Annotated in this window: 22 protein-coding genes (1 of these 22 only partly in view); 11 read left to right on the top strand and 11 right to left on the bottom strand. The window is 67.7% G+C overall.

Going from position 1 to position 26,335, the window contains the following annotated elements; genetic code table 11:
• Positions 1-2 precede the first annotated feature (2 nt).
• Positions 3-1,040 carry a lysylphosphatidylglycerol synthase transmembrane domain-containing protein gene (locus AC1VV3_RS19470; protein ID WP_482962190.1) on the top strand — a complete coding sequence of 346 codons (1,038 nt, stop codon included), beginning with the start codon at positions 3-5 and terminating at the stop codon, positions 1,038-1,040.
• A 163-nt stretch (positions 1,041-1,203) separates the two neighbouring features.
• On the opposite strand, the gene AC1VV3_RS19465 is transcribed toward AC1VV3_RS19470, so the two are convergent.
• Genes AC1VV3_RS19465 through AC1VV3_RS19440 form a run of 6 tightly spaced genes read right to left on the bottom strand, consistent with a single transcriptional unit; the run spans position 1,204 to position 7,932 of the window.
• Positions 1,204-2,670 carry a GMC family oxidoreductase gene (locus AC1VV3_RS19465; RefSeq protein WP_132269353.1) on the bottom strand — a complete coding sequence of 489 codons (1,467 nt, stop codon included), beginning with the start codon at positions 2,668-2,670 and terminating at the stop codon, positions 1,204-1,206.
• Entirely contained in the window at positions 2,667-3,065 is a 399-nt protein-coding gene (locus AC1VV3_RS19460) for a hypothetical protein (protein ID WP_482962189.1), read from the bottom strand. Before AC1VV3_RS19460 ends, AC1VV3_RS19465 begins: the two co-directional genes overlap by 4 nt.
• Positions 3,058-3,753, bottom strand: a complete 696-nt coding sequence (locus AC1VV3_RS19455; protein ID WP_165921520.1) for an HAD family hydrolase — start codon at positions 3,751-3,753, stop codon at positions 3,058-3,060. The genes AC1VV3_RS19460 and AC1VV3_RS19455 overlap by 8 nt, the downstream gene beginning before the upstream one ends.
• 13 nt (positions 3,754-3,766) lie before the next feature.
• Entirely contained in the window at positions 3,767-4,807 is a 1,041-nt protein-coding gene (locus tag AC1VV3_RS19450; protein ID WP_207913092.1) for a UbiA family prenyltransferase, read from the bottom strand.
• 40 nt (positions 4,808-4,847) lie between these two features.
• The gene (locus AC1VV3_RS19445; RefSeq protein ID WP_482962188.1) at positions 4,848-6,440 is read right to left on the bottom strand and encodes a glycosyltransferase family 39 protein; all 1,593 of its coding nucleotides are present in this window, start codon (positions 6,438-6,440) and stop codon (positions 4,848-4,850) included.
• A 4-nt stretch (positions 6,441-6,444) separates the two neighbouring features.
• Positions 6,445-7,932, bottom strand: a complete 1,488-nt coding sequence (locus AC1VV3_RS19440; protein WP_132269362.1) for an aspartate aminotransferase family protein — start codon at positions 7,930-7,932, stop codon at positions 6,445-6,447.
• Positions 7,933-8,256: 324 nt separating this feature from the next.
• On the opposite strand from AC1VV3_RS19440, the gene AC1VV3_RS19435 reads away from it, so the two are divergent.
• The 5 genes from AC1VV3_RS19435 to AC1VV3_RS19415 all read left to right on the top strand — a co-directional run bounded on the left by AC1VV3_RS19435 (position 8,257) and on the right by AC1VV3_RS19415 (position 13,984).
• A complete protein-coding gene (locus AC1VV3_RS19435) occupies positions 8,257-10,353 on the top strand; it encodes a transglycosylase domain-containing protein (protein WP_482962187.1) in 2,097 nt (698 codons plus the stop codon).
• Between the two features lie 122 nt (positions 10,354-10,475).
• Positions 10,476-11,174: a glutathione S-transferase gene (locus AC1VV3_RS19430; protein WP_482962186.1), complete on the top strand. Its 699-nt coding sequence runs from the start codon at positions 10,476-10,478 to the stop codon at positions 11,172-11,174.
• A 282-nt stretch (positions 11,175-11,456) separates the two neighbouring features.
• Positions 11,457-12,860 (top strand): aldehyde dehydrogenase family protein, encoded by a 1,404-nt coding sequence (locus tag AC1VV3_RS19425; protein WP_482962185.1) that lies wholly within the window; start codon positions 11,457-11,459, stop codon positions 12,858-12,860.
• Positions 12,861-12,938: 78 nt separating this feature from the next.
• The gene (locus tag AC1VV3_RS19420; protein WP_314468641.1) at positions 12,939-13,280 is read left to right on the top strand and encodes a gamma-glutamylcyclotransferase; all 342 of its coding nucleotides are present in this window, start codon (positions 12,939-12,941) and stop codon (positions 13,278-13,280) included.
• Positions 13,281-13,318: 38 nt separating this feature from the next.
• On the top strand, positions 13,319-13,984 hold the full coding sequence (locus AC1VV3_RS19415) for a M24 family metallopeptidase (protein WP_482962184.1): 666 nt from the start codon (positions 13,319-13,321) through the stop codon (positions 13,982-13,984).
• 101 nt (positions 13,985-14,085) lie between these two features.
• Here AC1VV3_RS19415 and AC1VV3_RS19410 read toward each other — a convergent pair whose 3' ends face one another.
• From AC1VV3_RS19410 to AC1VV3_RS19395, 4 genes are all read right to left on the bottom strand, one after another.
• The gene (locus AC1VV3_RS19410; RefSeq protein WP_482962183.1) at positions 14,086-15,603 is read right to left on the bottom strand and encodes an alginate export family protein; all 1,518 of its coding nucleotides are present in this window, start codon (positions 15,601-15,603) and stop codon (positions 14,086-14,088) included.
• Positions 15,604-15,707: 104 nt separating this feature from the next.
• Complete coding sequence (locus AC1VV3_RS19405) at positions 15,708-17,015, bottom strand: MFS transporter (RefSeq protein ID WP_132269376.1); 1,308 nt, start codon at positions 17,013-17,015, stop codon at positions 15,708-15,710.
• A 285-nt stretch (positions 17,016-17,300) separates the two neighbouring features.
• Complete coding sequence (locus AC1VV3_RS19400; protein WP_482962182.1) at positions 17,301-18,458, bottom strand: alpha-hydroxy acid oxidase; 1,158 nt, start codon at positions 18,456-18,458, stop codon at positions 17,301-17,303.
• A 166-nt stretch (positions 18,459-18,624) separates the two neighbouring features.
• Positions 18,625-19,311 carry a GntR family transcriptional regulator gene (locus AC1VV3_RS19395; RefSeq protein ID WP_132269380.1) on the bottom strand — a complete coding sequence of 229 codons (687 nt, stop codon included), beginning with the start codon at positions 19,309-19,311 and terminating at the stop codon, positions 18,625-18,627.
• 189 nt (positions 19,312-19,500) lie between these two features.
• Between AC1VV3_RS19395 and cls the strand changes: the two genes are divergently transcribed.
• The 4 genes from cls to AC1VV3_RS19375 all read left to right on the top strand — a co-directional run bounded on the left by cls (position 19,501) and on the right by AC1VV3_RS19375 (position 24,064).
• A complete protein-coding gene (cls, locus tag AC1VV3_RS19390; protein ID WP_482962181.1) occupies positions 19,501-20,910 on the top strand; it encodes a cardiolipin synthase in 1,410 nt (469 codons plus the stop codon).
• A gap of 259 nt (positions 20,911-21,169) precedes the next feature.
• Positions 21,170-21,595 carry a hypothetical protein gene (locus AC1VV3_RS19385; protein ID WP_132269384.1) on the top strand — a complete coding sequence of 142 codons (426 nt, stop codon included), beginning with the start codon at positions 21,170-21,172 and terminating at the stop codon, positions 21,593-21,595.
• A gap of 92 nt (positions 21,596-21,687) precedes the next feature.
• Complete coding sequence (locus AC1VV3_RS19380; RefSeq protein ID WP_482962180.1) at positions 21,688-22,902, top strand: hypothetical protein; 1,215 nt, start codon at positions 21,688-21,690, stop codon at positions 22,900-22,902.
• Positions 22,903-23,029: 127 nt separating this feature from the next.
• The gene (locus AC1VV3_RS19375; protein ID WP_482962179.1) at positions 23,030-24,064 is read left to right on the top strand and encodes a nucleotidyltransferase family protein; all 1,035 of its coding nucleotides are present in this window, start codon (positions 23,030-23,032) and stop codon (positions 24,062-24,064) included.
• A gap of 16 nt (positions 24,065-24,080) precedes the next feature.
• Here the strand turns inward: AC1VV3_RS19375 and AC1VV3_RS19370 are convergent, their stop codons facing one another.
• A complete protein-coding gene (locus tag AC1VV3_RS19370; protein WP_279587456.1) occupies positions 24,081-24,782 on the bottom strand; it encodes a glutamine amidotransferase in 702 nt (233 codons plus the stop codon).
• A gap of 250 nt (positions 24,783-25,032) precedes the next feature.
• Between AC1VV3_RS19370 and AC1VV3_RS19365 the strand changes: the two genes are divergently transcribed.
• Positions 25,033-26,335 carry the 5' portion of a Na+/H+ antiporter gene (locus AC1VV3_RS19365; protein ID WP_132269391.1) on the top strand. The gene runs 350 nt beyond the window's last position, so 1,303 of the gene's 1,653 nt are visible here — the first part of the coding sequence; its start codon is at positions 25,033-25,035; the stop codon falls past the right edge of the window.

The raw sequence follows: 26,335 nt of genomic DNA, 5'->3' as shown, positions 1-26,335 counted from the left end.
CCATGGACCGGGCAGCGGCAGGAGCGGGGGGCGACGCCGGCAGCAAAAAGGGCGGCGGACAACTGCGCTTCTGGCTCGGCGCCCTGGTTGGCGCGGTGTTCCTGGGGCTGCTCTGGACTTCGGTGGACATGGCGGCCGTGGGCGCCTTGCTGGCGCGGGCGAGCTGGCCGCCGCTCGTGCTGGCGCTGCTTGCCTATGGGCTCGATTTCCTGCTCCGCGCCTGGCGGTTTCGCGTCCTGCTCGATCCGGGCGGGCGGCAAGTGCCGTTCGGGCCGAGCGTTGCGCCTTTCGTCGCCAGCTTCGGGATCAGCGACATACTGCCGTTCCGCCTCGGCGACGTGTTCCGCGTCTACTGGTTCCACCGCAGTTTCTCGCTGCCGATGGGCCATGTGCTCGGCGCCATGGTGGTGGAGCGCGTGCTCGATCTCGTCTCGATCCTGATGGTCGCCGGGCTGGCGCTGCTTCTGGTCGACACGGCCTTGCCGGCCGAGATCGTGGCGCAGTTTCGCCTCGTGCTGTTAGTGGCGGTAGGGGCGAGCCTGCTCGTCCTGCTCTCGCCCGGCGCGATCGAGGCGGTGGCCGGATGGGCCGAACGCACGTTTCCCTTGTCTCTGGTGGCCCGCATTGCCCAGACCGCCCGCTCGGTGGCAGGGGCCGTGCGCGGCACCGGCGATCCGCGCCGCATCCTGGGCATGGTCCTGCTGTCCTTCGCGCTCTGGCTGCTGGAAAGCCTCGTCATGCTCGGTGCCTGGGTGAGCCTGGGCGGAGAGGTGGGCGGTGCATTGAAACCGCTGGTGGCCTTTGCATTCTCGACCTTGGGCACGCTGGTGCCCGCGTTGCCGGGCCATTTCGGGTCTTACGAATTCTTCGGCATGCTTTCCTACCGCGCCGTCGGCGTCGATGCCGAGCAGGCAACGGCGACGATCCTGCTGGCCCATCTGCTGCTCTGGCTGCCGACCGCGCTGTTCGCGCTGGGTTGGCTGGTATCGATGCGGCGGGAGTCTCCGCTGCTTGTCATGAAGGCGGGCCAGGCCGGCTAGGCTTGCGCCGCAGCGGGAGGCATGCGCCGGGAAACCGGAAGGCCCGCGGGCAGGACGCTGCTTCCTGTCGGATTCCCGATGATGGAGGGATAGAGCGCGGCTGGCCTTTGGCGCCGCGGCAAAAGGCGTCGGTGCGGGCCGGACCGGCCCGCACCGCACGCGATCAGTGGAACCGGCGGGTCAGCGCCTCGGTGGCATTGCGATGGGCGACGGCCATGACCGTGCCTTGCGGGTTGACCGAAGTGGGCCCGCAGAGCAGCGAGGCGTCGTTGATGTAGAGGCCGTCGGTGCCGTGAACCTTGCCGAAGGAATTGGCCGCGGTGCGCCGGTCGTCCTCGCCCATCGGGCAGGACGAGAAGACGTGGACCGACGTGACGTTGCCGTCGCTGGCCTGAAGCAGTTCGGGCAGGCCGGCAAGGTCCGCCGGGGAATGCAGGTCAGGATAGCCTGCGAGACAGGGATAGATCCGCTGCGCACCCGCCGCGAACAGCGCCTCGCAGAGCCGGCGCAGGCCCTCGCCCAGCACCGAGAGATCGCCTTGCGAGAAGCGCACCCGCACGATGGGATCCTCGAAGCCGGGCAGGTTGCGAACGCTTGCCTCGCCGCCGCCGGACTGGACGTAGTATATGCCCATGCGCCGCCAGCGCTCCGCCACCAGGTCCCAGTGGCCGGGCCGCCCAGACAGCGCGACGCCGAGCATGGCCGGCGTGCTGATGGAGCAGCCCATGCCGAAGCGCGGCTCGAATTCCTTGACCTGGTGGACCGGGTCGAAGTCTCCGGGATGGTTCACGTCGCGGTCGAATTCGGCGACGACTTTGACCATGGGGTGAAAGCGCAGGCTGTCGCCGACGTTTTTCGTGATCCCCGAGCGGCGCAGCAGGGCGGGCGTCTGGACCGCGCCGCAGGCAACCACCACCGTCTTCGCGCGGAAAGTGACCGCGCGCCGGCTGCCATCCTCGCCGCGGCGCGTGCCCTCGGCGATCCAGTGGCCGTTCATGCGGCGGAGCCGGGCGATGCGGGTTGCCGGAAGCAGCGCGCCGCCGGCCTCCAGGAAGCGGCGCACGAATGTGGCCGACATCGATTGTTTCACGCCGCGCCCATGGTCATGGTCGTAGCGGTAGAGGCGCGGCGCCTCGATCGCCAGCCAGCCTTGCGCCTGGGCGCCCTGCTGGAGGCGGCGCGACATGTCGGAGGCGGCACTGCCGGCGTATTCCACCCGGGCGACGGCCTCGCAGGCCGCGAAATGCGGCGTCATTTCCGCCAGGTCCAGACTGTGCACCGCGAAGCGCCGCCGCCAGTCGTCGAAGACATAGCCGGGGGTGCGGTGATAGAGGCCGCGGTTGACCTCGCTCCCGCCGCCCACGCAGCGGCCCTCCACCCAGGCCAGCTTGTGCCGCCCCAGCGCCACGCCGACACCGGCGTTGCGGTACTTGAGGAGCATTTCCTCGCGCGAGAAGTGGGGCGCGGCTTCGAGGGCGAGATGATCGCCTTCCTCCACCATGGTCACGTCCCGTCCGGCTTCGGCGAAGAGCGTTCCGCTCACCGCGCCGCCGGGGCCGGATCCGATGACGAGGATCTCGGTCTCGATCTCGCCCGAGCCGTGTCTGGCGCCGTTGGCAGCCCCCTTCAAGCCGCGATCCTCGCCGCCTGCGCACTGTTCGCGGTAGCGGGCAGCGAATAGAGGCCGTAGCAGGCGAAAGTCGTGTAGAAAGCGATCATCGAGCGGCGAAAGCCGATGCGCGACCGGCGCCAGGCGGCGAGATGGGCCTGTCGCTCCGCCGCGCCGAGGCGTGAGAAGCGCTGCCCGTGGGCCGGCAGCGCCGCCACGTCGAAAGTCAGGGCCAGCGCGCGGAAGCCGATGCGGAAATAGTCCGGCATGCTGGCCAGGGTTGCGCGCACATAGTCCGCCACCAGGCCGCGCTCCGGCGCGGGCAGGTCCGGGCGGGATTCGTCGATCAGGACATCGACGATGGCCGTCACGCAGCGCGCGACCGCGTCGGTATGGCGCCGGGTTCGGTCAGACATGGCGGGCCTCCGCAAGGATGGGTGCGAACGGGGGATCGTCGAAACGACGGAACAGGGCATCGCCGCTGGAACGGGCGCTGCGGATCAGCGAGGGCACGCCGATCGCGGCGGCACCGGCGGCGTCGCGGTCCTGCCGGTCGCCGATGACCAGCGTTTCCTCCGCCGTGACTTCGGCCTCTTCAAGCAGGGCCAGCAGGCCGGTGGGATCGGGCTTGAGCCGGCCGATACCGCGGTCTCCGGACCAGATGACGTGGTCCGCCTTGAGGCCGAGCGCGGCGAGCTTGTCGTTGACGGGATAGTCCGACCAGACGGCGATCCGCCGCCCGGTCGCCCTCAGGGCCGAGAACAGGCCGTCGATCCCGCGCGCCTTGTAGCGCGGCAGCAAGGCCAGCGGGCGGCGCTCGATCCACTCCTCGACAAGCGCGCGGACTTCGCCTTCCGAGCAGCCGCAACGCCGCGCGGTGAGGCGGAACTGCTCGTTGTTGAAGTCGTCCCCCTGAACCTCGCCCAGCAGCTCGCGGATCTGGCGGAAGGCCCGCAGCGTCTCCACCGTGCGCAGGCTGCGGCGGCGAAGGCTGTGCTTGACCAGTTCCAGCGCCATCGCGCGGCGGAGCGGCGGTTGGTCGTAGAGCGTGCCGTCGAGGTCGAACACCACGAGCCGCACCTTGCTCCAGGCCACGTCGGTCACGGTTTCCACTCCCTTACTTGCCGTGGCCGGGCAGCATGTCCACCGGCGTGAAGCTGCGGTTGGAAAGCGCGGTGAGGCTGGGCAGGTCGACGAAGGAGAGCAGCAGCAGCACACCCACGGTGATGCCCAGCGTGGTCATCAGGCGGCGCGAGCGGAACATGCGCTCAGGCCGCTGGGCGATGGAGTCGCGCAGCATCGAAAGCCAGAGGTAGCAGCCGAACAGCCCGGCGATGAACGGGAAGGCCAGGATGTATTCCACGCGGTACTTGATGAGGAACACGCCCAGGAAGAACGAGGAGAGCATGGCATAGACCAGGCAGCTCACCACCAGGCTTTCCGCCGTGTAGCCGGCGAAGGACTTGCGGTAGCGGGTCAGCGTCTCGATCCCCACCATGGCGGTGATGTCGCGATATTCGGAAAGGCGCTTGGAGCCCATCAGGAACGCGCCGCCGGCCCAGTAAGCCAGCAGGAGGCTGGCGGGCGGCATGCTGGAGGGGTCCATCATCAGCCAGCCCAGGGTCAGGCGGATGGGGTTGTTCACCGATTCCGAGACCACGTCCAGGAACGGCCGGTCCTTGGAGCGCAGCGGGCGCACGTTGTAGACGATGCCGGAGACCAGGAACACGACTGCCACGGTAAAGAAGGCGCTGCCCAGCGAGGTCGCCAGGGCCAGGCCGAAGGCCGCGAAGACCGTGTATTGCAGGTAGACCAGCGCCGGGGAGAGCTGCAGCGACACCGCGGTGCGGTGGTGCTTGCTGGGATGGTGGGCATCGGATTCGCGGTCCAGCCACTCGTTGATGATATAGTTGGCCGAGGCTATGGCGATCGCCACCACGAAGCCGATCACGATCCGCGCCGGGGCGTCCAGCAGCGAAGGTTCGCGCAGCGCATAGGCCAGGATCAGGCCCGGGATCACGAAGACGTGCTTGGTGGCGTGATCGAAGCGGGCAAGGCTCAGGTAGTCGCGCAGGCGCGCGGTCTTCCGGTTGCGCGATGCGGCGCCCTTCGTGGTGGGTCCCGCAATTTCAGGCCCCCTCATTTCAGATGTGTTCATTTCCGGATTCTCCTGGAACGGAGGGGTGAACTTGGGGCATTCACGGATGCAGGGTGGCTTTGACGCGGTAGATGCGGCCGTCGGCGAAGGCGCCGGCAGGTTCGAGCGAGAGGTCGCGCTTCAGGCGCTGTTCGCTGGCGAGGTAGAAGCGCCAGTCGATCCGGTCGAAGCAGACCACGTAGACCGGCAGGCCCGCGTCCGCCTGGGCCCGGATGCGGGCAAGCTGGGCTTCGGGCGGGTTGGTCGGGTCGGGCCTGTTGGTGCGCAGCAGGCGCTCCTGCGGCACGATCTGGGCGCTGCGCTGGGTGAGCAGGGCGACCACTTCGGGGCCGTTGGAAAAGAGCGAGGCATTGCCCGGGAGCGCTTCGACGGCGGCTATGGTCGGCGAGGCGCGCCATTCGAGGCTGAGGAAGCCGATGCCCTCGCGGTACACCTGATACGTGCGGGCCGAAGTGCGGACCGTGTGGCCGACGAGGACCAGCGCGGCGAGGGCGGCAAGGGTCAGCCAGATCGTCCGCAGGCCGCCGAGGCGCTGGTCGAGGCCGCTGGCCTGCGCGGTGACCATCATGACCAGCATGACATAGGCCGGAAAACCGTAGCGGCCGACGAACTGCAGGTTCGCTTCCAGCGCCGTGGAGAGCCAGACGAAAGCCAGGTAGCCGACGAAGGACAGGCCGAGCATCAGCGAGAACGCCAGGCGCGGGTCGCAGCCCCCATCGCGCGGGGTCGCATCGGGGCGAACGCGGCGCCAGGCGGCGAGCTGGCGTGCGAACTGCCAGCCGGCGAAGCCGAGCACGGCGACGAGCAGCAGCACGCGGAGGGCCAGCGGCACCGCGTCGGGCAGGAGCCAGGCGGCCGTCGTCTCCAGGTTCGCCCACCACTGTGCCGGACCCATGTTGCCGTAGAAGCGCAGTTCGCGCCCGATCGAATGGCCGACCGTCAGCGTGCTGGCGACGACCCAGACGAAGAACAGCGCGGCGCCGGGAATGGCGAACAGGGCACTGTCGGCGATCCGGCGTCCGAAGGGCAGTCGCGGGTTCGCCAGGATCACCAGGACCACGGCGGCGCCGATCGGCGGGGCGGTGAAGCGGGTAAGCGTGGCCATGCCCAGCATCAGCGAGGCGATAAGGAGATCGCGCCGGGCGCCGCGTTCGAAATAGTCCAGCGTGAACCACAGGGTCAGCAGGACGAACGTGATGAACGGGGGCTCGGAGATCACCGCAGCGTGAAGCGAAACGAACTGCGGCGCCAATGCGATGAGCGCGGTGCCGATGGCGGCATAGCGCCAGTCTGCGGCCGTGCGCCGGATCAGCGCGAAGATCAGGATCACGTTGGCCACCAGGGTGACCAGCGCCCAGGCGCTGGCTGCCGTCAGCAGCGGCATGCCCAGGGCATGGGGCAGCACCAGCATCCAGTGATAGACCGGCGCGTCATAGGGGATCGGGCTGATCCCCATGTAGCGGGTGCTGTCCGGCGTGACGACCATGCCGTGATGGACGTTGAGCTGGAACAGCACCAGCGAGAGGACCAGGATCGCGGCGCAGGCGATCCATCCACCCGGAGCGGCGGCGGAGACGTGCGGAGCCGTGAAGCTGCGCGGGGCGGGGGTGAGCCTGTCGGCGGGAGTGGCCATGGCGTCAGCCCAGCACGCGCTTGATGTTCTTGACCACGAAGCGCACCGTGGCATCGGCCACGCCGCGGCCCAGCACATCGTCGAGGGCATCGACGAGGGCGTCGATCTGCGCTTCGGAAACGATGTAGGGCGGCATGAAATGCAGCAGGTCGCGGGCGCCGGGCTGGAAGTGCACCAGGATGCCGTGGCGCTCGTAGAGTTCGCGGGCCATCGCCCCGATCAGGACCGTCTCGTAGGTGACGAAAAGCGGGTTCTTGCGGATATCGATCGCCTTTTCAGCCAGTTGCTGGCCGAAGTTCAGCTCGATGGCCTGGAAGCAGCCCTTGCCGCGCAGCGACACGATCTTGCGCGGGTACTTCTCGCGCAGGCGCTCCAGCCCGGCGCGCAGATATTCACCCATGCGGGCGGCGCGCTCGATCAGGCGTTCGTCCTCCAGCACGTTGAGCGTCTCGATGCCGACGGCGCAGGTCTCGCCCATGCCGCTGAAGCTGGAGCTGTGCAGGTTGCAGTCGTTCTTGTTGCCATAGGCCTTGTCGAACAGCGCCTGCGAAGTGACCATGGCGCCCAGCTCGCGCTTGCCGCCGCCCAGCGTCTTGGCGAGCGTGACGACGTCGGGCACCACGTCCTCGTGCTGGAAGGCGCAGAACTTGCCCGTGCGCCCCATGCCGACCTTCACTTCGTCGAAGATCGTCAGGATGTCGTTCTCGCGGCAGACTTGCGCGAATTCGGTGAGGAAGCCGGGATCGGGAACGTGGCATGACGTGCCGCGGATCGTCTCGATGATCCCGGCGATGATGCGGTTGCCGCTGCCGGATTTACCGATATCGGCCTTCTCGCGGGCGATCGCCTCGCGCACCGAGGCGATGTCGCCATAGGTCGCGAAGACCACGTTCTCCTTCGGCACGCCCATGATGAAGCCGCTCTGCACGTCGGTAGCCGTGGTGAGCGAAAGCGGGCCGTGAGTCTTGCCGTGGAAGGCACCTTTGAAGCAGAGGAACTTGGTCTTGCCCTTGGGCGTTTGCACGCGCTCGCAGATCTTCATCGCCGCTTCGTTGGCCTCGGTGCCGGAGACGGCGAGGAACGAGACGTCGAGCGGTTCCGGCAGGAAGCGGGAGATGTTGTAAGCCAGCGCGCCCTGCAGCTTGTGCGGGGCGATCTTGATGCAGTCCAGCACCTTGAGATCGTGGCAGCGGCGCTCTGCGGCGATGATGCGGGGGTGGTTGTGGCCCAGCCCCAGCACGCCGAAACCGCCCGAGTAATCGAGGATCCTGCGCCCGTCGCGCAAGGTGATCTCGGCGCCCTGTGCGCTTTCGATATCCATCTGCGCCAGGCCCAGGATGTCGAAGACCTGGAGCATGTATTTGTTGAGGTGGGCGGCGTAGAGGCCCATCGCGGACTCGCTGTCGAGCGCAAGGCTCTGGTCCAGGGTCAGCAGGCCGCGGTTCTGCCGGTCTTCGCGGCTCGGGGCTTCTATCTTTGCAAGTGCCGTCACGCTCGTTCCCTCCTTCAAGCGAATGGGAAGACGCTACCGGAGGGTGAGGGCGGAATGTATCTACAGGACCATATACTACCGAATGCCCGGCCGGGCCGCGCGCTCTAACCCGGCAGAGCGAAGGCCTATCCCTGCTGGGTAGGACCGATGACCCGGGGACTGCGTAAACGAGAGCATGGCCGGCGCGATGGTCATCGGGCCGGGTCTGCGGTTTGTCGATTTTGCGACAACAATTGCCTCGCAACGCGGCACGGAACCCCGTATTGGCGGAATCCGGCCCGGGGTGGGCCCGATACACGGGAAATGCAGGCGAAGCCGAAAACCATGGCCTTGACGTTGGATAACCTGGACAGTCTGCCGGAAGGCGGACCCGCTCAGGGCGACCTTTCCCCTCATTCCCCGAACCCGCCTCCGCCGCCCGAAGGCAAGCCGCGAAGGCGCCGCTCTCGCTGGTGGTGGTTCTCGCGCGGGGTGGCGGCGCTGCTCATGCTCTTCATCGTAACGATCGGCTGGCTGGCCGTGACCGCGCCCATGTCGAAATCGCTGCAGCCGATCTCGCCGCCGCAGATCACCCTGCTGGCCGCGGACGGCACGCCGATCGCCCGCAACGGCGCCATCGTCGACGCGCCGGTCGAAGTGAAGAAGCTGCCGATCCACGTCACCCAGGCCTTCATCGCCATCGAGGACCGCCGCTTCTACAGCCATTGGGGCATCGACCCGCGCGGGATCGCCCGCGCCTTGTGGAGCAACGTCAGCGGCGGCGGCACCCAGGGCGGCAGCACGATCACTCAGCAGCTGGCCAAGTTCACGTTCCTCACCTCCGAACGCAGCCTCACCCGCAAGGCGCGGGAAGTGCTGATCGCGTTCTGGCTGGAAGCCTGGCTCACCAAGGACGAGATCCTCGAACGCTACCTTTCGAACGCCTACTTCGGTGACAATACTTATGGCCTTCGCGCCGCCTCGCTCCACTATTTCCACCGCAAGCCGGAAAGCCTGACGCCGGCGCAGTCGGCCATGCTGGCCGGCCTGATGAAGGCGCCTTCTCGCCTGGCGCCCACCAACAATTACGACCTGGCCGAAAAACGCATGAAAGTGGTGCTTCTGGCCATGGTCGATGCCGGCTACATGACGCCCGCCCAAGCCCGCGCCACGCGTCCGCCGCGGCTCGACGTGCGCTCGCGCAACGACCTGCCGACCGGCACTTACTTCGCCGACTGGGCGCTGCCGCAGGCGCGCGGGATCGACGAGGCGAGTTATGCCGCGCAGACTTACAAGACCACGCTCGATTCGCGTTTTCAGGCCGCGGCGCGCCGCGCCATCGAAGGCGCGCCGCTCGGCAAGGCGCAAGTCGCGCTCGTGGCGATGCGTCCGAACGGTGAAGTGGTGGCGATGGTCGGCGGCAGGGACTACGCCAAGTCGCCGTTCAACCGCGTGACCCAGGCACAGAGGCAGCCGGGCTCCACCTTCAAGCTCTTCGTCTACCTGGCGGCGCTGAACGATGGGTGGAAGCCCGAGGACACCATCGAGAACACCCCGTTCGAGATCGGCTACTACCGCCCCCAGAACGCGGGCGGGGCCTATTCGAAAACGATCACGCTGGCCGATGCCTTCGCCCATTCCAGCAATGTCGCCGCCGTGCGCCTGTTCCAGAAAGTGGGCGACAAGGCGGTGATCGACATGGCCCGCAAGCTGGGCGTCACTGCGCCGCTGCCCCATGGCGATCCCAGCCTGGCGCTGGGGACCTCCAGCATGAACCTCATGGAACTGACCGCCGCTTACGCGGGTGTCGCGGGCAACCGTTTCCCGGTCGTGCCCACGGCGTTCAAGTCCAAGGAGGAAGGCTGGTTCGACGGGCTGATCAGCGGCCGCCGCAGCCTGTCCAGCGATGTCCACGAGAACATGGAGACCTTGCTGCGCGGCGCCGTCAATCGCGGTACCGGGCGCGGGGCGCGGCTCCAGGCGGCGAACTACGGCAAGACCGGGACCAGCCAGGAAAACCGCGATGCGCTGTTCGTTGGCTATGCCAAGGACCTTGTGGTCGGCGTCTGGGTGGGGAATGACGACAATACGCCGCTCAAGGGGGTTTCCGGCGGTACCATTCCCGCGCGCATCTGGCGAGACTTCATGCAGCAGGCCCTGGGCGAGCGCGCTGCACCCCGTCCGCGCGCGACCGAGAGCCCCGATCCGGAAGGCCCGGTCCAGCCGCTCGACGTGCCCGATCTCGGCGATATTCCGCTGGGCGATGCCAATCTGCGCGTCGAACAGGGCAAGGCGGTGCTTTCGACCCAGATCAACGGCGCGCCGGTCGACGTGAAGCTGGACCAGAACGGGCTGCAGATCGACGGGCGCAAGGTGATCGAGCAAATCGTGTCGCCGCCGCCTCCTCCCCCGCCGCAAGCCAGACCTTCGCCGCAGCCCTGAGGCATTCGGTCCCCGCACCGTGCGGTGGGGCAGGCCGGGTGGGGCTGCGGGGATTTGGCCCGGGAACGTCCCGCGGCGCGAGGCTTTCCCCTCAGGACCCTGTCCCGAGGAGCCTGCGCGCGATGTCCGATTTCGATCTTTACTATTGGCCCGTCCCGTTTCGCGGCCAGTTCCTTCGCGGGATCCTGGCTTTCGCCGGCAAGACCTGGAACGAGCACGACAGCGATGACATCGCCGATCTCATGGGCAAGTCTCCCGGCGATCAGCCGGTGCCTTTCATGGGGCCGCCGGTCCTGATCGACCGGGAGAACGGCTTCGCCATCGCGCAGATGCCCGCCATCGCGCTCTATCTGGGCGACAAGCTGGACCTCCTGCCCGCGACGCCCGAAGGCCGGGCCGCATCGATCAAGGTGGTGAACGACGCCAATGACGTGATCGACGAACTCACGATGGATGGTGGACGGGAGATGTGGGGCGAGGAGGAATGGCAGGAATTCCTGCCGCGCCTGGAACGCTGGATGGCCATCTGGGAAGCGACCGGCCGCGCGCACGGCCTGGGCGACGGCGAGGGTTATCTCCTCGGCGACGACGAGGCGGGACTGGCCGATGTGGTCACGGCCGTGCTCTGGTCGACGATGACCGAACGCTTCGGCCAGATTGCATCGCTGCTGGAGCGCGCGGCACCCCGGGTTTCCGCTCTCGTTGGCCGCATGGGGCAAAGGCCGGCGCTGTCGCGTCTGGCGAGTGACGCGAAGGAACGATATGGCGACGCCTATTGCGGCGGCGAGATCGAGAAATCCTTGCGCAAGGTGGCCTGCTGAGGTGCCGGTTCGAAAGTCACAGCACGACCATGGCCATGCCGATGATCGCGATCCAGAGCACCACCGTGATGCCGGCGATGGTCAGGAGGTCTAGCCTCCGTTCTTCTCCCATACAGGGCGCTATTCTTGTCATGGCTGGCTGCTCCTTTCGTTGCTGCCGGGCACAACCCCGCATCTAATCAACTGCAAAGGTTCGAGATTGTTCCCTCGCCCGCGCCGGCCGGGCGGAACGCGGGTGCGGGCAGGGTGTACGGCGCGGCGTCCGGCGCCTAAGGGACAGGCATGCAGCCAGCCATGCTTATCGACGGGCGTCTTCACGAAGGCGCCTTCACTTTCGACGTTTTCGACCCCGCCACCGGCACGGTGCTCACGCCTAGCTGGTGCGCCGATCGCGCCATGGCGCAACGCGCGATTGCCGCCGCCAATCGGGCCTTCCCGGCCTGGCGCGACAGCCCGGCGCAGGACCGTGCCCGCGCTCTGGAAGCGCTGGCCTCGGCCCTGGCGGAGCGCGCGGAGGCTTTCGCCCGCCTGCTGACTCAGGAACAGGGCAAGCCGCTGGCGGAGGCACGCGGCGAAGTCGGCGCTTCCATCGAAGCACTGCGCTATCATGCGGGCCTGAGGCTGGAGGAGCGCGTGCTGGTGGATGCACCGGGAGAGCGGATCGTCGAACAGCGCTATCCGCTGGGCGTGGTCGCGGCGATCGTACCGTGGAATTTCCCGCTGCTGCTGCTGGTGCTCAAGCTGGCGCCGGCACTGGTCGCGGGAAACTGCGTCATCGCCAAGCCCGCGCCGACCACGCCGCTGACCGCGCTTCTGCTGGGCGAACTGGCGGCCGACCTGCTGCCGCCCGGCGTGTTCCAGACTTTGGGCGACGACGGAACGCTGGGTCCGCTGCTGGCCGCGGATCCCGGCATCGCTCATGTCAGTTTCACCGGATCGACGGCGACGGGGCGCAAGGTCATGGCCTCGGCGGCGGACAGCCTGAAGCGTTTCACGCTGGAACTGGGCGGTAACGATGCCGCGCTCGTGCTCGACGATGCGGACATTTCCGCCATCGCGCCCCGGCTGTTCGAAGGTGCCATGGCCAATGCCGGGCAAGTCTGCATCGGCATCAAGCGCATCTATGCGCCGCGCGGAAAGATCGACGCGCTCTGCGACGCTCTGGCAGACCTCGCGCGGGAGGCCGTGACCGGCAGCGGCCTCGACCCCGCGACCACGCTGGGCCCGGTCCAGAACGCCGCACAGCACGCGCGGCTGGCGGAACTTCTGGCAGAGAGCCGCGCGCTTGGACGCGTGGTCGTCGGCGGCGCACCGCTGGCGAAAGAGGGCTGGTTCGTCCCGCCCACCGTGATCCGCGACTTGCCGGAACATGCCCGCCTCGTGCGCGAGGAGCAGTTCGGTCCGGTCATCCCGCTGTTGGCCTACGACAGCGTGGACGAGGCGGTGAGCCGCGTGAACGAGAGCGAATACGGCCTTGGCGCCTCGGTCTGGAGCGGTGACACGGAGCGCGCCCTGAAGCTGGCGGGGCGTATCGAGAGCGGGCTGGTCTGGGTCAACCGCGTGTTCAGCCTGCCTTTCGAGGTGCCGATCGGCGGCGCGAAGCAATCGGGCATCGGGCGCCATCAGGGGCAGGCCGGGCTTGAGGAATTCACCCAGGCCCGCATCGTCAACGCCGTGCTCGCGTGACGGCGCCCGGGCTTGCATAAGGCGGGCAGCGCTGTATCCGGCGCGATACGGCCGTTCGGGCCGGCGATCGGAGTGACCATGCAGGACGTTCACCTCTTTTCCTACGGCACCTTGCGCCAGGAAGCGGTTCAACTGGCGCTGTTCGGACGGCGGATCGAGGGCGAGCCGGATGCCATGCCCGGCTGGCGGCAGCGCCTGATCGAGATCACCGACGCCGATGTCATCGCCAAGAGCGGCACGCGCTGGCACCCGATGGTGGAGCCGAGCGACCGCGAGGACGACGCGGTGGAGGGCACGCTGTTCCGGATCTCCGCCGAGGACCTGGCCCATGCCGATGCCTATGAGATAGACTACGTGCGCCGCGAAGTGCGCCTGCGCTCGGGCACGATGGCCTGGGTCTACGGCGATCCGGAGGCGTGAGCGTGCAGAAGGATTCCCACAGCCATGACGGAGCCGAGATGACGACCCTTTCTTCCCCGCGCGAAGCCGTGGGACCGGGCTATTCGCCTGAAGCTCTGCGCGAAGCCCAGGCCCTGTCCTGGCGCGCGCTGGAACGGATCGTCGCCCAGGTCCGCCCGGGCATGCGGGAGCGCGAGGCCGTGGCCATCGGCGAGGCGGCGCTGGCGGAACTCGGCCTGGAGAAGTCCTGGCACCCCGTGCTCGTGCGCTTTGGCGAGAACACCCTGAAGATCTTCAGCGATCGATCCGAGGGCGACGCCGTCCTTCGCGCGGACGATATCTATTTCATCGACATGGGCCCGGTGTTCTTCGGGCACGAGGGCGACGTGGGCGCCACGTTCACCGTTGGCGAGGATGCCGGGATGCAGGCCTGCGCGCGCGACGTGAAAGTGCTGTTCGACCGGGTGCAGGCGATCTGGGGGCAGGGCGAGGTGACCGGCCGCGCGCTTTATGCCCGTGCCGAGGAAGAAGCGCGGGCGATGGGCTGGGTGCTCAACCTCGACATCCGCGGACACCGGGTTGGCGACTATCCGCACTCCGTGCACAAGGGCGGGAATCTGGGCGATTTCGATGCCTTGCCCGGCAAGGGGCTATGGATCCTGGAAATGCAGATCCGCCATCCCACCCGGTCGTTCGGTGCCTTTTACGAGGACCTGCTGGCCTGACGCTTCGCTGTCCTCGCGGCACGTCGAGGCGGCGGATCTTTTGAGCTGGGTACACGGCAGGCGATCCGGCGGTACCGGATCGCCTGCCGTTCCAGATCGCCTCAGAAGCGATAGTTGGCCATGAGCCCGAAGTAGTTGCCGTTCTTGCCGCCATTCGCCTGGAACGAATCGCTGGCGGCGAAGTAGGTTTCCCAGAGACGGAACGCCAGGCGATCAGTCGCCTGCCACGAAGCCTCCAGGTTGAGGTCCGTACCGATCGAGCGGCTGGAATCGTAAGGCGTGAAGCTCGATCCCGAGGGGCCGATATAGACGCCGTCGCCCTTGCGCGCGCGCCAGAGGAAGTCCGGTCCGGCCATGACCGTGATCGCGGGAAGCGGCTTCACCGTCACCGAGGGATAGATGTCCATCAGGTTGGAGAAGCTGAAGAAGGCGCCCTCGGTGATGAGCGGCAGACGCGCGGCGGCGGGAACGAAGGTGCCGACCTTGCCGTCGGTAAGGTCCTTGTCGCCGCTGAAGTAGTTGGCGCGCAGGCCGAGCCGCGGCTTCATCGGTGCGCTGCTCACGGTATAGCCGCCTTCGAACATGGCGCCGTAGGCTTCGATATCCTTGCCGATGAAGGAGCCGCTTTGATAGGTGGCTTCGAGGTCGAGGTCCCAGCGGGCCCCGCGCTTCCAGAGGCGGCCGCCCCAGTTGTTGCGGTCGTCCTTGCCGACACCGGCGGCGAGGGTCGCGCGGTTGCGCTCCATCTCGTACCAGTAGAGGTCGGTGCCGAAGCCGGCGATGCGGTTGGGCGCGCTGATGTAGACGCCGTGGAAGTCCTGCGCGTGGTTAGGGCCGTCGTCGAACGTGCCCGGATCGATCAGGATCGGCTTCACCGCGAAGACGTCTACCGAGACTTTGCCCGGCAGGATGTAGGTGGCGCGTACCCCCTGGTAGGTGAAGCGCATGTTCAGGCCTTCGCGCACGCCCACCAGCTTGCCGTTGCCCAGCGGCATTTCGAAGCGGCCGGGGCGGAAGGTCACTTTGCCGGCCTTGCCCAGCGGCACCGTCACGTCGACGAAGGCCTGGTAGACGTCCACTTTGTCGCGGTTGGGCGCGGTGGCGAACTGTTCGCCATATTCGCGGTTGTCGCCCAGCTCGACGTAGGCGCGAAGGTTCTGGCCGACATGCAGGTCTGCCAGCAGGCGCAGGCGCGACTGGACCGGGTCGTTGTTGTCGTTCGGCTTCAGGCCCAGCGAGGAGTGGTGCCAGTCGGTGTAGTAGACGCGCGCCTCGCCGCCGAGCGTCAGGTAGACATCGTCATTGGCGATGGGGATGTGCTTGATCTTCACCAGCAGGGGATCGTCCGCGGCGGCGGGCCTGGACCAGTCTTCCGTCCAGCGGATGTTCTGGGGCAGGCCCTCGGGGCCGGGACGGCCGCCGGGGAGCGCCTCGGCCGGACGGGCCTGCGACTTGGCCGGGCGAATGCCGGGAGGGGCCTGGGTGGAAAGCGTGCCTTCGCCCACGTCCTTCGATTCCGGGGGAACCGACTGGGCGAATACGGGCTGGTAGGGGAAAGCGGCGGTCAGGACGGCAAGGGAGCCGCAGGCAAGCAGATGCAGGGCGCGGGGGGAGCGCATCGGGAAGTCCTCTCTGGAAGGTCTTGCTATTTTAGCGGGACGGCCGCTGCGAACTCGCCGTCCCGTCATTTTTATCCGCCGATCAGGCGATTCCTATCGGCCGATCAGGCGATGGCGCTCTCGCGGTAACGTGTCAGCGAGAGCAGCACGCCGCCCACCAGGGTGCCGCAGCCCAGCGCGATGGCGACCGGGGCGAGGCTCCATCCGGCGGTGAACAGCACGCCCGCCAGGATCGGACCGAGCGCCGCACCGGCGCGGCCGATGCCGATGACCAGACCGGTCCCGCCGGCCCGCAGCGCAGCGGGATAGCTTTGCGCGATCACGGCATAGAGGCCGGCCGTGGCCCCGTTGGCGAAGAAGCACGCGATGGCGGCGATCACGGAGAGGCTGCCGAGCGTGACGGCGCCCTGGCCGAAGACGACGACTGCCATGGCCCCCAGGAACATCGTGGCGACCACCACCGGGCGGATCCCGACTTTCTGGCTGAGCAGGCTGACCGCGATCGAGCCGATCGCGCCGCCCACGTTACCCCAGACCAGCACGCCCCCGGCCAGCGCGGGCGGGAAGCCCAGATCGACGACGATCTTGGGAATCCACTTCACCAGGAAATAGAAGGTCATCATGTGGAAGAAATACGTGGCGGTGAGCATGATCGTGACATGCGCCATGCCGGGGGCGAAGAGCGCGCTGACGCCGGCCTTCTGCGGTACCGGATCGGCGGGCGGCATGGCGGCGATGGGCGCGCGGCCCTGCCGCTCAAGCGTGCGGTTGATCTTGTCCAGCGCCCCTGCAGGCCGCTTCAGCAGCAGGAAGGCCATGGTTTCCGGCACCAGCCAGAGCACCAGCGGGATGAAGCAGACCGTCACCACGGCGCCGAACTGGAAGACCGATTCCCAGCGGCCCGTCGCGGCGAGCAGCCAGGATGCGGCCGAACCGCCGACGATGGCGCCCATCGGATAGCCCCCCGCCATGATGGCGACCGTGAGGTTGCGACGGCGCGCGTTCGAGCATTCCGCGACGACGGCATTGGTCGCGGCCAACATGCCGCCGATGCCCAGGCCGGTGAACAGGCGGTAGGCGGACAGGATCGGCACGGTGGCGGCGGTCGAGGCGAGCGCCATGCCGATGCTCATGATCACCAGGCAGGCGAGCAGCATCGGGCGGCGGCCCACTTTGTCGGCCAGGTTGCCCAGCACGAAGGCGCCGATACCCATGCCGAACAGTTCCATCGACAGCACCAGGCCCAGGGCGGCGCGGTCGATGCCCCAGTCCCTGGCGATGCCGGGCGCGGCGAAGCTGATCGAGAGCACGTCGAAACCGTCGAGTGCGTTGAGCGCGGTGGCGATACCGACGGCGATGACCTGCCGGTAATGCATCGGTTCGCGCGCAATAAGGGCGCGGGGGTCTTCCATGCACTTCTCCTCTGGCCCGCCCCTTGCTCTTGGTTTCGGGAGGCGGACATTATTGGCGACACGCGCGGCAGCGGCCCGGCTCCAGCGACGGTCGGCAATCTTGCGACTCGGCCATCACATCGAGCACGGCCGCCACCGCAATTGTGTAGGGCTGATTGCTGAGCTTTGCTGGCGGCCTCAAGCCGGGCGCCGGTCAATCGAGGCAGAAATAGCCAAATGCGATAGCCCGCAGGCCGGGCGCGCGGGTGGCCAGATCGCGCCTTCGAAAGGTCGCGAGGTTGCGCGCTAGACGGCGGGGACCACGAAGTCCCGGCTCAGCTCGTCCAGCGCGGCAATCCCCAGCATGGCCATGGCCACGTCGATCTCGTTGGCGAGCAGGGACAGTGCATGGGCGGCGCCCCGCTCGCCCGCCGCGGCGCAGCCATAGAGCGTCGCACGGCCGACCATCACGGTATCGGCGCCCAGGGCCAAAGCCTTGATGACGTCTGCGCCCCGCCGCACGCCGCTGTCGAACAGGACCGTCGCCCGGCCGGCAACGGCATCGACCACCGCGGGAAGGGCGGCGATCGCGGGCGGCGAGGAATCGAAATTGCGCCCGCCGTGGTTGGAGACCGCGATGCCGTCCACCCCGTGCTCCACCGCAAGCCGGGCATCCTCGGGATGGAGCAGGCCTTTCACCACCAGCTTGCCGGGCCAGCGCCGCCGCAGCGCCTCCACATCCTTCCAGTCCACCGAGGCCGAATTGGTCACCCTGGCGACTTTGCCCGTGACCCGGCCGCCCACTTCCGCCGGGTAGTTGGCGAACTGGGGCAGGCCGCCTTCGAGCATGTAGCGGCCGATCACCGAGGCCAGCCAGCCGGGGCGGCGCAGGAAATCTCCGACCAGCCGGGCATTGGGGCGCACCGGGTTGGACATGCCGGCGCGGCGGTTGAATTCGCGCAGCGGCCAGAGCGGGGTGTCGACCGTGAGCACCAGGACGTCCGCCCCATGATCGCGCGCGGCGTCGACGACCTGCCAGGAGAGGTCTCGCCGTTCCCAGAGGTACATCTGCATCCAATGGCCGGCCGAGGCGACTTTGGCGATCTCGGCAAAGGCGGTGGTGGAGCTGGTCGTCTGGGTGAAGGGGATGCCGGCGGCCGCCGCTGCGCCCGCGATCGCGCGCTCTCCGCGGTGCCACATGAGATCGGCCACGCCGGTGGGGGCAATGACGAGCGGCAGCGGCTGGCTGCGTCCGAACAGCGTCGTGCGGGCCGATCGGCTGGACACGTCCCGCAAGGTCCGCGGCAGAAGGTTCAGGGCCTGCAGCGCCGAAACGTTGCGCCCGATCAGCAGGTCGTCTTCCGTGCCGCGTTCTACGAATTCCCAGATGGCACGGGGCAGCCGGCGCCGGGCGAGGGCGCGCAACTGGGCGATGTTATGCGCGCGTTCGGCAATATCCGGCATCCGGCGCAAGCTCCCTCCTGGCTGTCGATTTCCCGGCTCCGAGCTTTCAATGTGTCGCATTTTCCGAGCCATCAGGTGTTTCCACCTGACGGGACAATGCTCTAGCCGTCTCCGGAGCGGGCAGGCAACGCGGCGGCGAAGAGATCGGGCCGGCGTTATGCCGGGGTCATTCGGGCGGCACAGCGCGCGCCTCGGGTGCCGCGCTCAGGAGGTGGGCATAGCGCTGCAGGCCCAGCGAAGTGCGCCGGATATGCATCGACAGCACCGATTGCGCCGTCTCGATCTCGCCGCGGCAGATCGCATCGTAGAGCAGCCGGTGCTCCACGTCGTGCGTGCGGTTTCCCTGGCCGAGCGAGAGCTTCATATAGGCGCGGCGGTAGCTTTGCGTCGTATCCCACACGCGCTCGACGATCTGCGCCAGCAAGGGCGTGTCGTGGCGTCGATACGTGATCCAGTGGAATTCCCGGCCCAGCGCGATGGTCTCGTCGAGATCGGTCGCCCGTTCGATCCGGGCCATCGTTGCGGAAAGGTCGGCAATGTCGCCCTCGGTCAGGCCGGGCACGCTTTCGGCCAGCAGCAGAGGTTCCACGCGCGCGCGGATCTCGAAGGAGACTTCCAGGTCGCGCGTGGTCAGGGCGGTGACCCGCGCCCCGGCGTTGGGCCGCATGACCACGAGCCCACGCGCTTCGAGCATCCGCAGTGCATCGCGCACGGGGATGCGGCTGATGTCGAGTTCCTCCGCCAGTTCGTCCTGCTTGATCCGGGCACCGGGGGCGAGGTCGCCCGCGAGAATGCGCTCGGCCAGGATATCGGCGATGCGCTGGCTGGCCACGGAAGACGGATTGGCGGTCATGCAGGTGCCCTGTTGCTGTAGCTGCGTCGATGAAGCTGCATCCCCCTCTACGACCGAACGCGCGGATTATCGACAGGCGCGGCGATCTGATTGCCCGGGCGAATTCGGCTGTTCGCCATATCGTGCAACGGCACGCAGGACGGGGAACGCCCTTGCGCATCATGCGGAGATTGCCCAAGACTTCCGCGCATGATCACGCTGCCCACTCTCGGCGAGGCCTACTACATCGTCGAGTGGGGCATTCGGCTGACGATGCTGGCGGTCGTGCCGCTGCGGCGCTCGCCTGCGGCGGCGGCGAGCTGGCTGCTGCTGATCTTCTTTCTGCCGGTGCCCGGACTGCTGCTTTTCACCGCGATCGGCAGTCCGCGCTTCCCCGCCTGGCGGGTCGAGCGCTTCGAGAGCCTGCGCGGCTTCTTCCGCGATGCCGCCGGGCGCATGGCGCGCGATGCGCCGGGTGCCGCGCTTGTCCCGGCCGAAGTGGTCGAACTGGCGGGCCGGCTGGGCCACTTGCCCGCCGTGGGCGGCAATGCGGTGCAACTTCTGGACGACTATGACGCGGTGATCGCGCGGCTGGTTGCCGATATCGACGCGGCGAACGAGCATGTGCGGCTGCTTTCCTACATCTTTGCCGATGATGCCACGGCCGGCCGGGTGATCGCTGCACTGGGCCGGGCGGTCGATCGCGGCCTGCCCTGCCATGTCCTGGTCGATCCGGTCGGCTCCTATCGCTGGCTCAAGGGCACTTTGCTGGCGCTGCGCGGACAGGGCGTCCGCGTGCGCCGGATGCTGCCGTTCCGCCTGATCCGGGGGCGCACCCGGCGCGACATGCGCAACCACCGCAAGCTGTTCCTGATCGACGGAAAGATCGGCTACGCCGGTTCGCTCAACATCGTCGCCAAGGATTTCCGCCCGGGCGTGACCAACCGCGAACTCGTGGCGCGCGTCACCGGCCCGGCCGTCGCGGCGATGTCGGCGATCTTCGTGTCGGACTGGTTCATGGAGACCGAGGAAATGCTGGAACCGGCACTCGCCTTGCCGGCTCCCGCGGGCGATTCCATCCTTCAGGTCCTGCCGAGCGGCGCGAACTATCCGCTGGAGGGGTTCCTGACCCTGCTGACCTGGCAGGTGGCCCGGGCAGAGCGCGAGATCGTGCTGGTCACGCCTTACTTCATCCCGGACGAGGGGCTGCTGGGCGCGCTGATCACGGCCGTCCTGCGCGGGGTGGAAGTGCATATCGTCGTGTCCGAGGTGGTCGACCAGCTGCTGGTGAACCTGGCCCAGTCGTCCTATTACGACGAACTGCTGTCGCACGGGGTGCGCATCCACCGCTATCGCGGTTTCCTGCTGCACGCCAAGGCGGTGCGGATAGACGAGAGCCTGGGCATCGTCGGCTCCAGCAATGTCGATGTGCGCTCTTTCCAGCTCAACGAGGAAGTCAGCCTGCTCCTTCTCGACCGGCCGGGGATCGAGGATCTGGCGCGGATCCAGAAGAACTACATCGCCGGCAGTGACGAACTGACCCTGGCGGAATGGCGCGCGCGGTCGCGGATGCGGCGTTTCGTGGAAAACGGCGCGCGTCTGGTCAGCCCGCTGCTCTAGGTCACGGCCTGATTCACGCCGTGATTTCACACCATGATTCTGGGCCGGAAACAGGGGCGTTACAGGCACTCCGGCAGGCCTTGTCCAAAAAGCCCTAAGTCCTTGGTAGCCTGTAAGCGGCGCGTTGGAGGTAGTGGCCTGCCCCATTTGGATTCGACGGCCGTGGCATCGGGATAGGTGTCACCGTCAGGTCCAGATTGCCGCTTTCTGGCCCCTGCGACTCATGTAACTTCGGAAGACTTGGCGAGGAGTCGAATACATGAAGCTTGCGGAGGAAAAACTGGCCGAACTCGGCCAAAACGACCGGCGGTCCTTTCTTGCCGCCTGTGGGAAGTATTCGCTTCTCGTACCCCCGGCGATGACGATGCTCCTGTCGACGTCCCTGACCTCGACGGCGATTGCGAAGTCGGGCGGTGGCGGCGGCGGCGGCGGTGGCAGCGGCGGGTCTTCGAGCGGCGGCGGTTCCGGCAGCACGCCGGGCGGCGGCTCGGGTAGCGGCGGTTCCACCGGAGATGGCGGCAGCGTCAAGGACGGCGGCGGTTCGGGCTCGGGTCCGAAGGACACCGGCGTTCCCGGCACGGGGGATACCCATGCCGGATCGGTGAGTGCCGAAGCCAGCTTGCCCAAGTCCGAGGGCGTTACGCCCAAGGGCAAGGACGGTGCCGGCAAGGGTACGGGCCACTGATCGTCTTCGGCCTCGAAAACCTGCGCGCCTGACGGGTTCGCGGGGATCGAGGCCGAAACCAACCGGGGGAGGGCGCCGCGATGCACGGGGGCATGGCGTCTGGAACGCAGACGGCCGGGGATGTCGTGCCGGATGAGGTCGTGCCAGATGGGAAGGAGCAGGCCGGAGGTCCGCTCCTGCGCCTGGCGGACGGCGTGGTTCCGCTTGTCATCGCCGATCGCCCGGTCCTTTTCATAGAGGCGACCCAGCGCCTGAACGCGCTCAACGGTTCGGCCGGAATGCTTGTGGCGCTCCTGGCGGACGGCATCGGCCTTGCCGATCTGCGCCATGAACTGCACGAGACCATGGGCATGTCCGCTGGCGAGGTCGACGCCCTCGTGGTTGCCTGGAGCGCCCAGCGGGTCATGGCCGCCGACTTCGGACCGTCCGACGCGCAGGGCCATCTGGTCCGGCTGCGCGCCGGCGGACGGGACATCTTGCTACACTTTCCCGAGGGGGCGTGGGGCCGCGAACTCGCTGCCGCCTATGCGCATTTACCGGCCCTGGATGTAGCGGAGGCCGGTGCCGCGGAGATCGATTCCGCCGCCCGCGTCACCGTGGAAGCCATGGGGCAGGGCCCGGACGAACTTGCCGGCATCTTCGACGAACAGGCCGGAACGCTTGCTTCCCGCGATGCCGCGGCGCCGGTGCTGCGCGGCGCCATCGTCGATCTCGTGCTGGAGCAGCCGGGATATGTGGCCCTTCATGCCGCCTGCCTCGTTTCGCCGCAGGGCCCCGGCAGCGGCGCTGTGCTGCTGATCGGCGCGCCGGGCGCTGGAAAGTCCACATTGGCGACCATGGCCGCCGTCTCGGCCGGTCCGCTCGGGCTGGCGGGAGACGATATCGTCCTGTTCGATCCGCGCAGCGGGCTGGTGATGGGCGTGCCTCTGCCGCTGACGGTCAAGAGCGGTAGCTGGGATCGCCTCGCCGCCGTTCTGCCCGGCCTTGCCGCATTGCCGCCCGTGCTTCGTGCCGACGGGCAATGGCTGCGTTATGCGCCGCTGCCGTCGCCGGTCGCTCCGGCATGGCAGCGCGTTGCCGCCATCGTCGATCTGCGCCGGGAGGACGGCCGTGCCGCCGGGCTCGTTCCCCATTCCCCGATCGACTGCCTCGGCCGGCTGCTGGAGGAAGGCTTCGTGCGCGAGGGGCGCTGCACGGCCGCGCAGATGCGCGGTCTTGCCCGGATGGTCGACAATGCCGATACCTGCACGCTCCATTATGCCGAGGCCGAAGCGGCACTGCCCCTGATCGAGGCGTTGCTTGCCTAGGCGGTACCATCGTTCCGCCCAGAGGAGGCTGCGAAGCGCGCCATTCCGCGCCGCGACGTTCGCGAACGATCCCGTTCGCGGCGCGCCGATGCCGGGACGTCGCGCTTTCCGGCCCTGCCGGAACTGAATGGCGAACCGCTCCCGCGACCATGCGGCCTTCCTGGATCTGTGCGCATGCCTGAAGGGCCGCATCCCGCCTTCGACCGATTGGGAAGGGGTGCTGGGCCTTGCCAATCGTACGCTCGTCACGCCCGCCCTGGCCGGGGCGCTGCGGGGGCAGGACGCCCGCGTTCCGCCCGAGGCCGCCGGGATGCTCCACGTCATTGCCGAGCGAACCGCTGCGCGCAACCGCATGATGCATGGGCAACTGACCGAGGCGGTGGCGGCGCTGGCCGCAGAGGGCATCGTCCCGGTACTGCTCAAGGGCGCCGCCTTGCTCGCGCGCCGCGGACCGGAATGTGACGACCGCCTGCTGACCGACCTGGACCTCATGGTTCGCGAAGACGAGGGCCCGCGCGCCTTCGTCGCACTGGAGGCCATCGGCTACCGCCGGCTCGACGGTCCCACGGAAACGAGCCCGGGCCAGGGCGCCAACCTGGGCCGAGAGCGTGACGTCGGCGGGCTGGACTTGCACTACCGCCTCAAGCGCATCGGCAGGGGACGGAATTTGCAGTGGCTTGTCGATGCCTGCAGCCCCTTTGCCATCGGCACGGGTACCGTCGCGATGCCGTCCCCCGCGGCGCTCACGGCGCTTTTCGTCCTCCACGACCAATTGCAGGAAGCCGACTATTGGCGCGGCCGGATCGACTTGCGCCATCTTGTGGACATGGCCCGGCTTGCGGAGGAAGAGGGCGGGCCGGACGGCGGCGAACTTGCCGCCCTGTTCCCGCCCGGACGCGCCCGGCGTGCTCTAGCGGTGCAGTTGGACACGCTGGCGGCGTGGCTGGGCGTGCGCGTGACCATCGGCGAACGCGGCTGGCGCGTGGCTTTCCAGCGCTGGCGGCGGGATCTGCAATTGCGCCGGCCGGGCTTGGAGACCGCGCTGACCCTGGCTTCGTGCCTGGCCGATCCGCCGCTGGGACTCTTCGAGCACCGCGGATTTTCCGCCCGCAGTCGGGAGATTCGCCGTATTCTGCTGGAGCAGAAAGCCACGAAAGTCTGACCGGCGTTCCTCGGCCTCAACGCAGCCCTTCGAGCCACTCCGCGATCATCGCCTGTCCGGCCGCAACCGCGGCAGGGCCAAGGCTGTCATGCGCGGCGCGCAGCGAGGCTTCGTCTCCGCCGGCCTCGATCACCGATTCCGGCCACTGTTCGATCCAGGCATCGAAGCGCGGGTCCAGCCCCATCTCGGCATGGAACTGGAGCGCCAGGATATTGCTGCCGCGCCGGAACGCCTGGTGGGCATAGAGATGGCTGGATGCGAGCAGCTCGACATCGGCGGGCAGGGTGAACGTGTCGCCGTGCCAATGGAGCACCGGCACACCGGCAATATGCCGCAAGGGGCCGTCGATGGCGTTGTCATGCACCGAGATGCTGTGAAAGCCCACTTCCTTGTGCGGCCCGGCAAAGACCTCTGCCCCCATCGCCGCGGCTATCATCTGGGCGCCGAAGCAGACGCCCAGCGTCGGCCGCGCGGCATCGAGCCTGAGTGCAAGGCGGCGCATCTGGCAGGCAATCCAGGGATGCCGGTCCTGCTCGTAGATGCCCATGGGACCGCCCATCATGATGAGCAGGTCCGGTTCGCGTAGATCCAGCGCGGCAAATGCCGGGTCGGTCACGTCGATGCGGTCGACGTCATATCCGGCCGCCTCGATGGGCATGCGATAGCCCGCGACGCCTTCGTAAGGGACGTGCCGGATGATCAGGGCGGTCTTCGTCACTGCTCGCTTTCGTTTCGAGGGGCCGCGGCCGAACGGCCGACGGGGACACCGAAATGTCATCTTTCCAGCCTCAAGGTGCGTGCGCAAGACCCGTCGAGACCGCGCCGACGCATCCGATTCTGTTTCAAACAGTTTCCCCGGGCCAATTCACGGCAAAAATGACGGATGCAGGATTTGCAATCCTTTGCCCGGGCCCCCATGGTCCCCTGCGAGAAAACATGGCGTGTGAAGACATGGAAGGAGCCAAGGTTTGGAATCAGTTTCGGTCGTACTTTTCCTTTTGCTAGCGGTAGTGGTGAGCGGCGCGATATCGCGCATGCTGCCCTGGTCGGTCCCCACGCCTCTCGTGCAGATCCTGCTCGGCTGCGTGATCGGTCTCTCGACCTCCTATAGCGTGTCCCTCGATCCCGAACTGTTCCTGCTGCTGTTCCTGCCGCCCCTGCTGTTCCTGGATGGCTGGCGCATCCCCAAGGACGAATTGTTCAAGGACGTTTCCACCGTGGTGGAACTGGCGCTGGGCCTCGTCCTGACGACAGTCATCGGCATGGGTCTCTTCATCAACTGGATGATCCCGGCCATGCCGCTGGCCGTGGCCTTCGCGCTTGCCGCCGTCGTCTCGCCTACCGACCCGATCGCCGTCTCGGCCATTGCCGCCCGCGTGCCGATCCCCAAGCGCATGATGCACATTCTCGAAGGGGAATCGCTGCTCAACGACGCCTCCGGCCTCGTCTGCCTGCGTTTCGCCGTAGCTGCGGCGTTGACGGGCACGTTCTCCGCCGGCGGCGCCGCGCTCAACTTCCTCTGGGTTGCCGGAGCGGGCCTGGTGATCGGCGTCGCCGTCACTCTGGTCGTTTCGCGGGCCAAGGCGTGGGTCACGCGCCGCTGGGGAGAGGATACCGGCTCGCAGATCCTCGTCAGCCTGCTGATACCTTTCGGTTCCTATATGCTGGCCGAGCATTTCCACGCCTCGGGCATCCTTGCCGCCGTCAGTGCCGGCGTGACCATGACCTTTGCCGAGATTTCGCGCGAAGCCATGGCCGTCACGCGCATGCGCCGAAATTCGGTATGGGACACCATCCAGTTCACGCTGAACGGCATCATCTTCGTGCTGCTGGGTGAGCAGCTTCCCGGCATTCTCGCCGAAGCCAAGCTGACCGTGGCGGTCACCGGCCATACGGAGCCGGGCTGGCTCGCGCTCTATGTCGTCGCGATCGTGCTGGGCCTTGCGGCGCTGCGTTTCGCCTGGGTGTGGCTCTCGTTCAAGTTCACGATCCTGCGCAAGCGTCATGCCGAAGGGAATGGCGGAAACGTAGCAGCGACCGTGCGCAGCCCCAACTGGCGGCTGGTCGCGGCCATGTCCTTCGCCGGTGTGCGCGGCGCGATCACGCTGGCAGGCGTACTCACGCTGCCGCTGGCCTTGAACGACGGAACGCCGTTCCCGGCGCGTGATCTGGCAATCTTCCTGGCGGCCGGCGTGATCATCGTATCTCTGGTCGTCGCCAGCATAGCCTTGCCGGTCCTGCTCAAGGGGCTGACCATGCCGGGCGAGCCGT

This window comes from Novosphingobium sp. BL-S-34 (assembly GCF_056857015.1).
The sequence above is the reverse complement of the archived record's forward strand: the minus strand, read 5'-3'. Positions and strand labels throughout refer to the sequence as shown.

What these genes read in the sequence shown, in the direction of transcription:
- AC1VV3_RS19395 (WP_132269380.1), bottom strand. Translation starts at nt 19,311, where the DNA reads ATGACCGCCAATCCGTCTTCCGTGGCCAGCCAGCGCATCGCCGATATC.
- AC1VV3_RS19420 (WP_314468641.1), top strand. Translation starts at nt 12,939, where the DNA reads ATGCAGGACGTTCACCTCTTTTCCTACGGCACCTTGCGCCAGGAAGCG.
- AC1VV3_RS19435 (WP_482962187.1), top strand. Translation starts at nt 8,257, where the DNA reads ATGGCCTTGACGTTGGATAACCTGGACAGTCTGCCGGAAGGCGGACCC.
- AC1VV3_RS19445 (WP_482962188.1), bottom strand. Translation starts at nt 6,440, where the DNA reads ATGGCCACTCCCGCCGACAGGCTCACCCCCGCCCCGCGCAGCTTCACG.
- AC1VV3_RS19400 (WP_482962182.1), bottom strand. Translation starts at nt 18,458, where the DNA reads ATGCCGGATATTGCCGAACGCGCGCATAACATCGCCCAGTTGCGCGCC.
- AC1VV3_RS19460 (WP_482962189.1), bottom strand. Translation starts at nt 3,065, where the DNA reads ATGTCTGACCGAACCCGGCGCCATACCGACGCGGTCGCGCGCTGCGTG.
- AC1VV3_RS19425 (WP_482962185.1), top strand. Translation starts at nt 11,457, where the DNA reads ATGCAGCCAGCCATGCTTATCGACGGGCGTCTTCACGAAGGCGCCTTC.
- AC1VV3_RS19375 (WP_482962179.1), top strand. Translation starts at nt 23,030, where the DNA reads ATGGCGAACCGCTCCCGCGACCATGCGGCCTTCCTGGATCTGTGCGCA.
- AC1VV3_RS19450 (WP_207913092.1), bottom strand. Translation starts at nt 4,807, where the DNA reads ATGAACACATCTGAAATGAGGGGGCCTGAAATTGCGGGACCCACCACG.
- AC1VV3_RS19405 (WP_132269376.1), bottom strand. Translation starts at nt 17,015, where the DNA reads ATGGAAGACCCCCGCGCCCTTATTGCGCGCGAACCGATGCATTACCGG.
- AC1VV3_RS19385 (WP_132269384.1), top strand. Translation starts at nt 21,170, where the DNA reads ATGAAGCTTGCGGAGGAAAAACTGGCCGAACTCGGCCAAAACGACCGG.
- AC1VV3_RS19470 (WP_482962190.1), top strand. Translation starts at nt 3, where the DNA reads ATGGACCGGGCAGCGGCAGGAGCGGGGGGCGACGCCGGCAGCAAAAAG.
- AC1VV3_RS19380 (WP_482962180.1), top strand. Translation starts at nt 21,688, where the DNA reads ATGGCGTCTGGAACGCAGACGGCCGGGGATGTCGTGCCGGATGAGGTC.
- AC1VV3_RS19415 (WP_482962184.1), top strand. Translation starts at nt 13,319, where the DNA reads ATGACGACCCTTTCTTCCCCGCGCGAAGCCGTGGGACCGGGCTATTCG.
- AC1VV3_RS19410 (WP_482962183.1), bottom strand. Translation starts at nt 15,603, where the DNA reads ATGCGCTCCCCCCGCGCCCTGCATCTGCTTGCCTGCGGCTCCCTTGCC.
- cls (WP_482962181.1), top strand. Translation starts at nt 19,501, where the DNA reads ATGATCACGCTGCCCACTCTCGGCGAGGCCTACTACATCGTCGAGTGG.
- AC1VV3_RS19430 (WP_482962186.1), top strand. Translation starts at nt 10,476, where the DNA reads ATGTCCGATTTCGATCTTTACTATTGGCCCGTCCCGTTTCGCGGCCAG.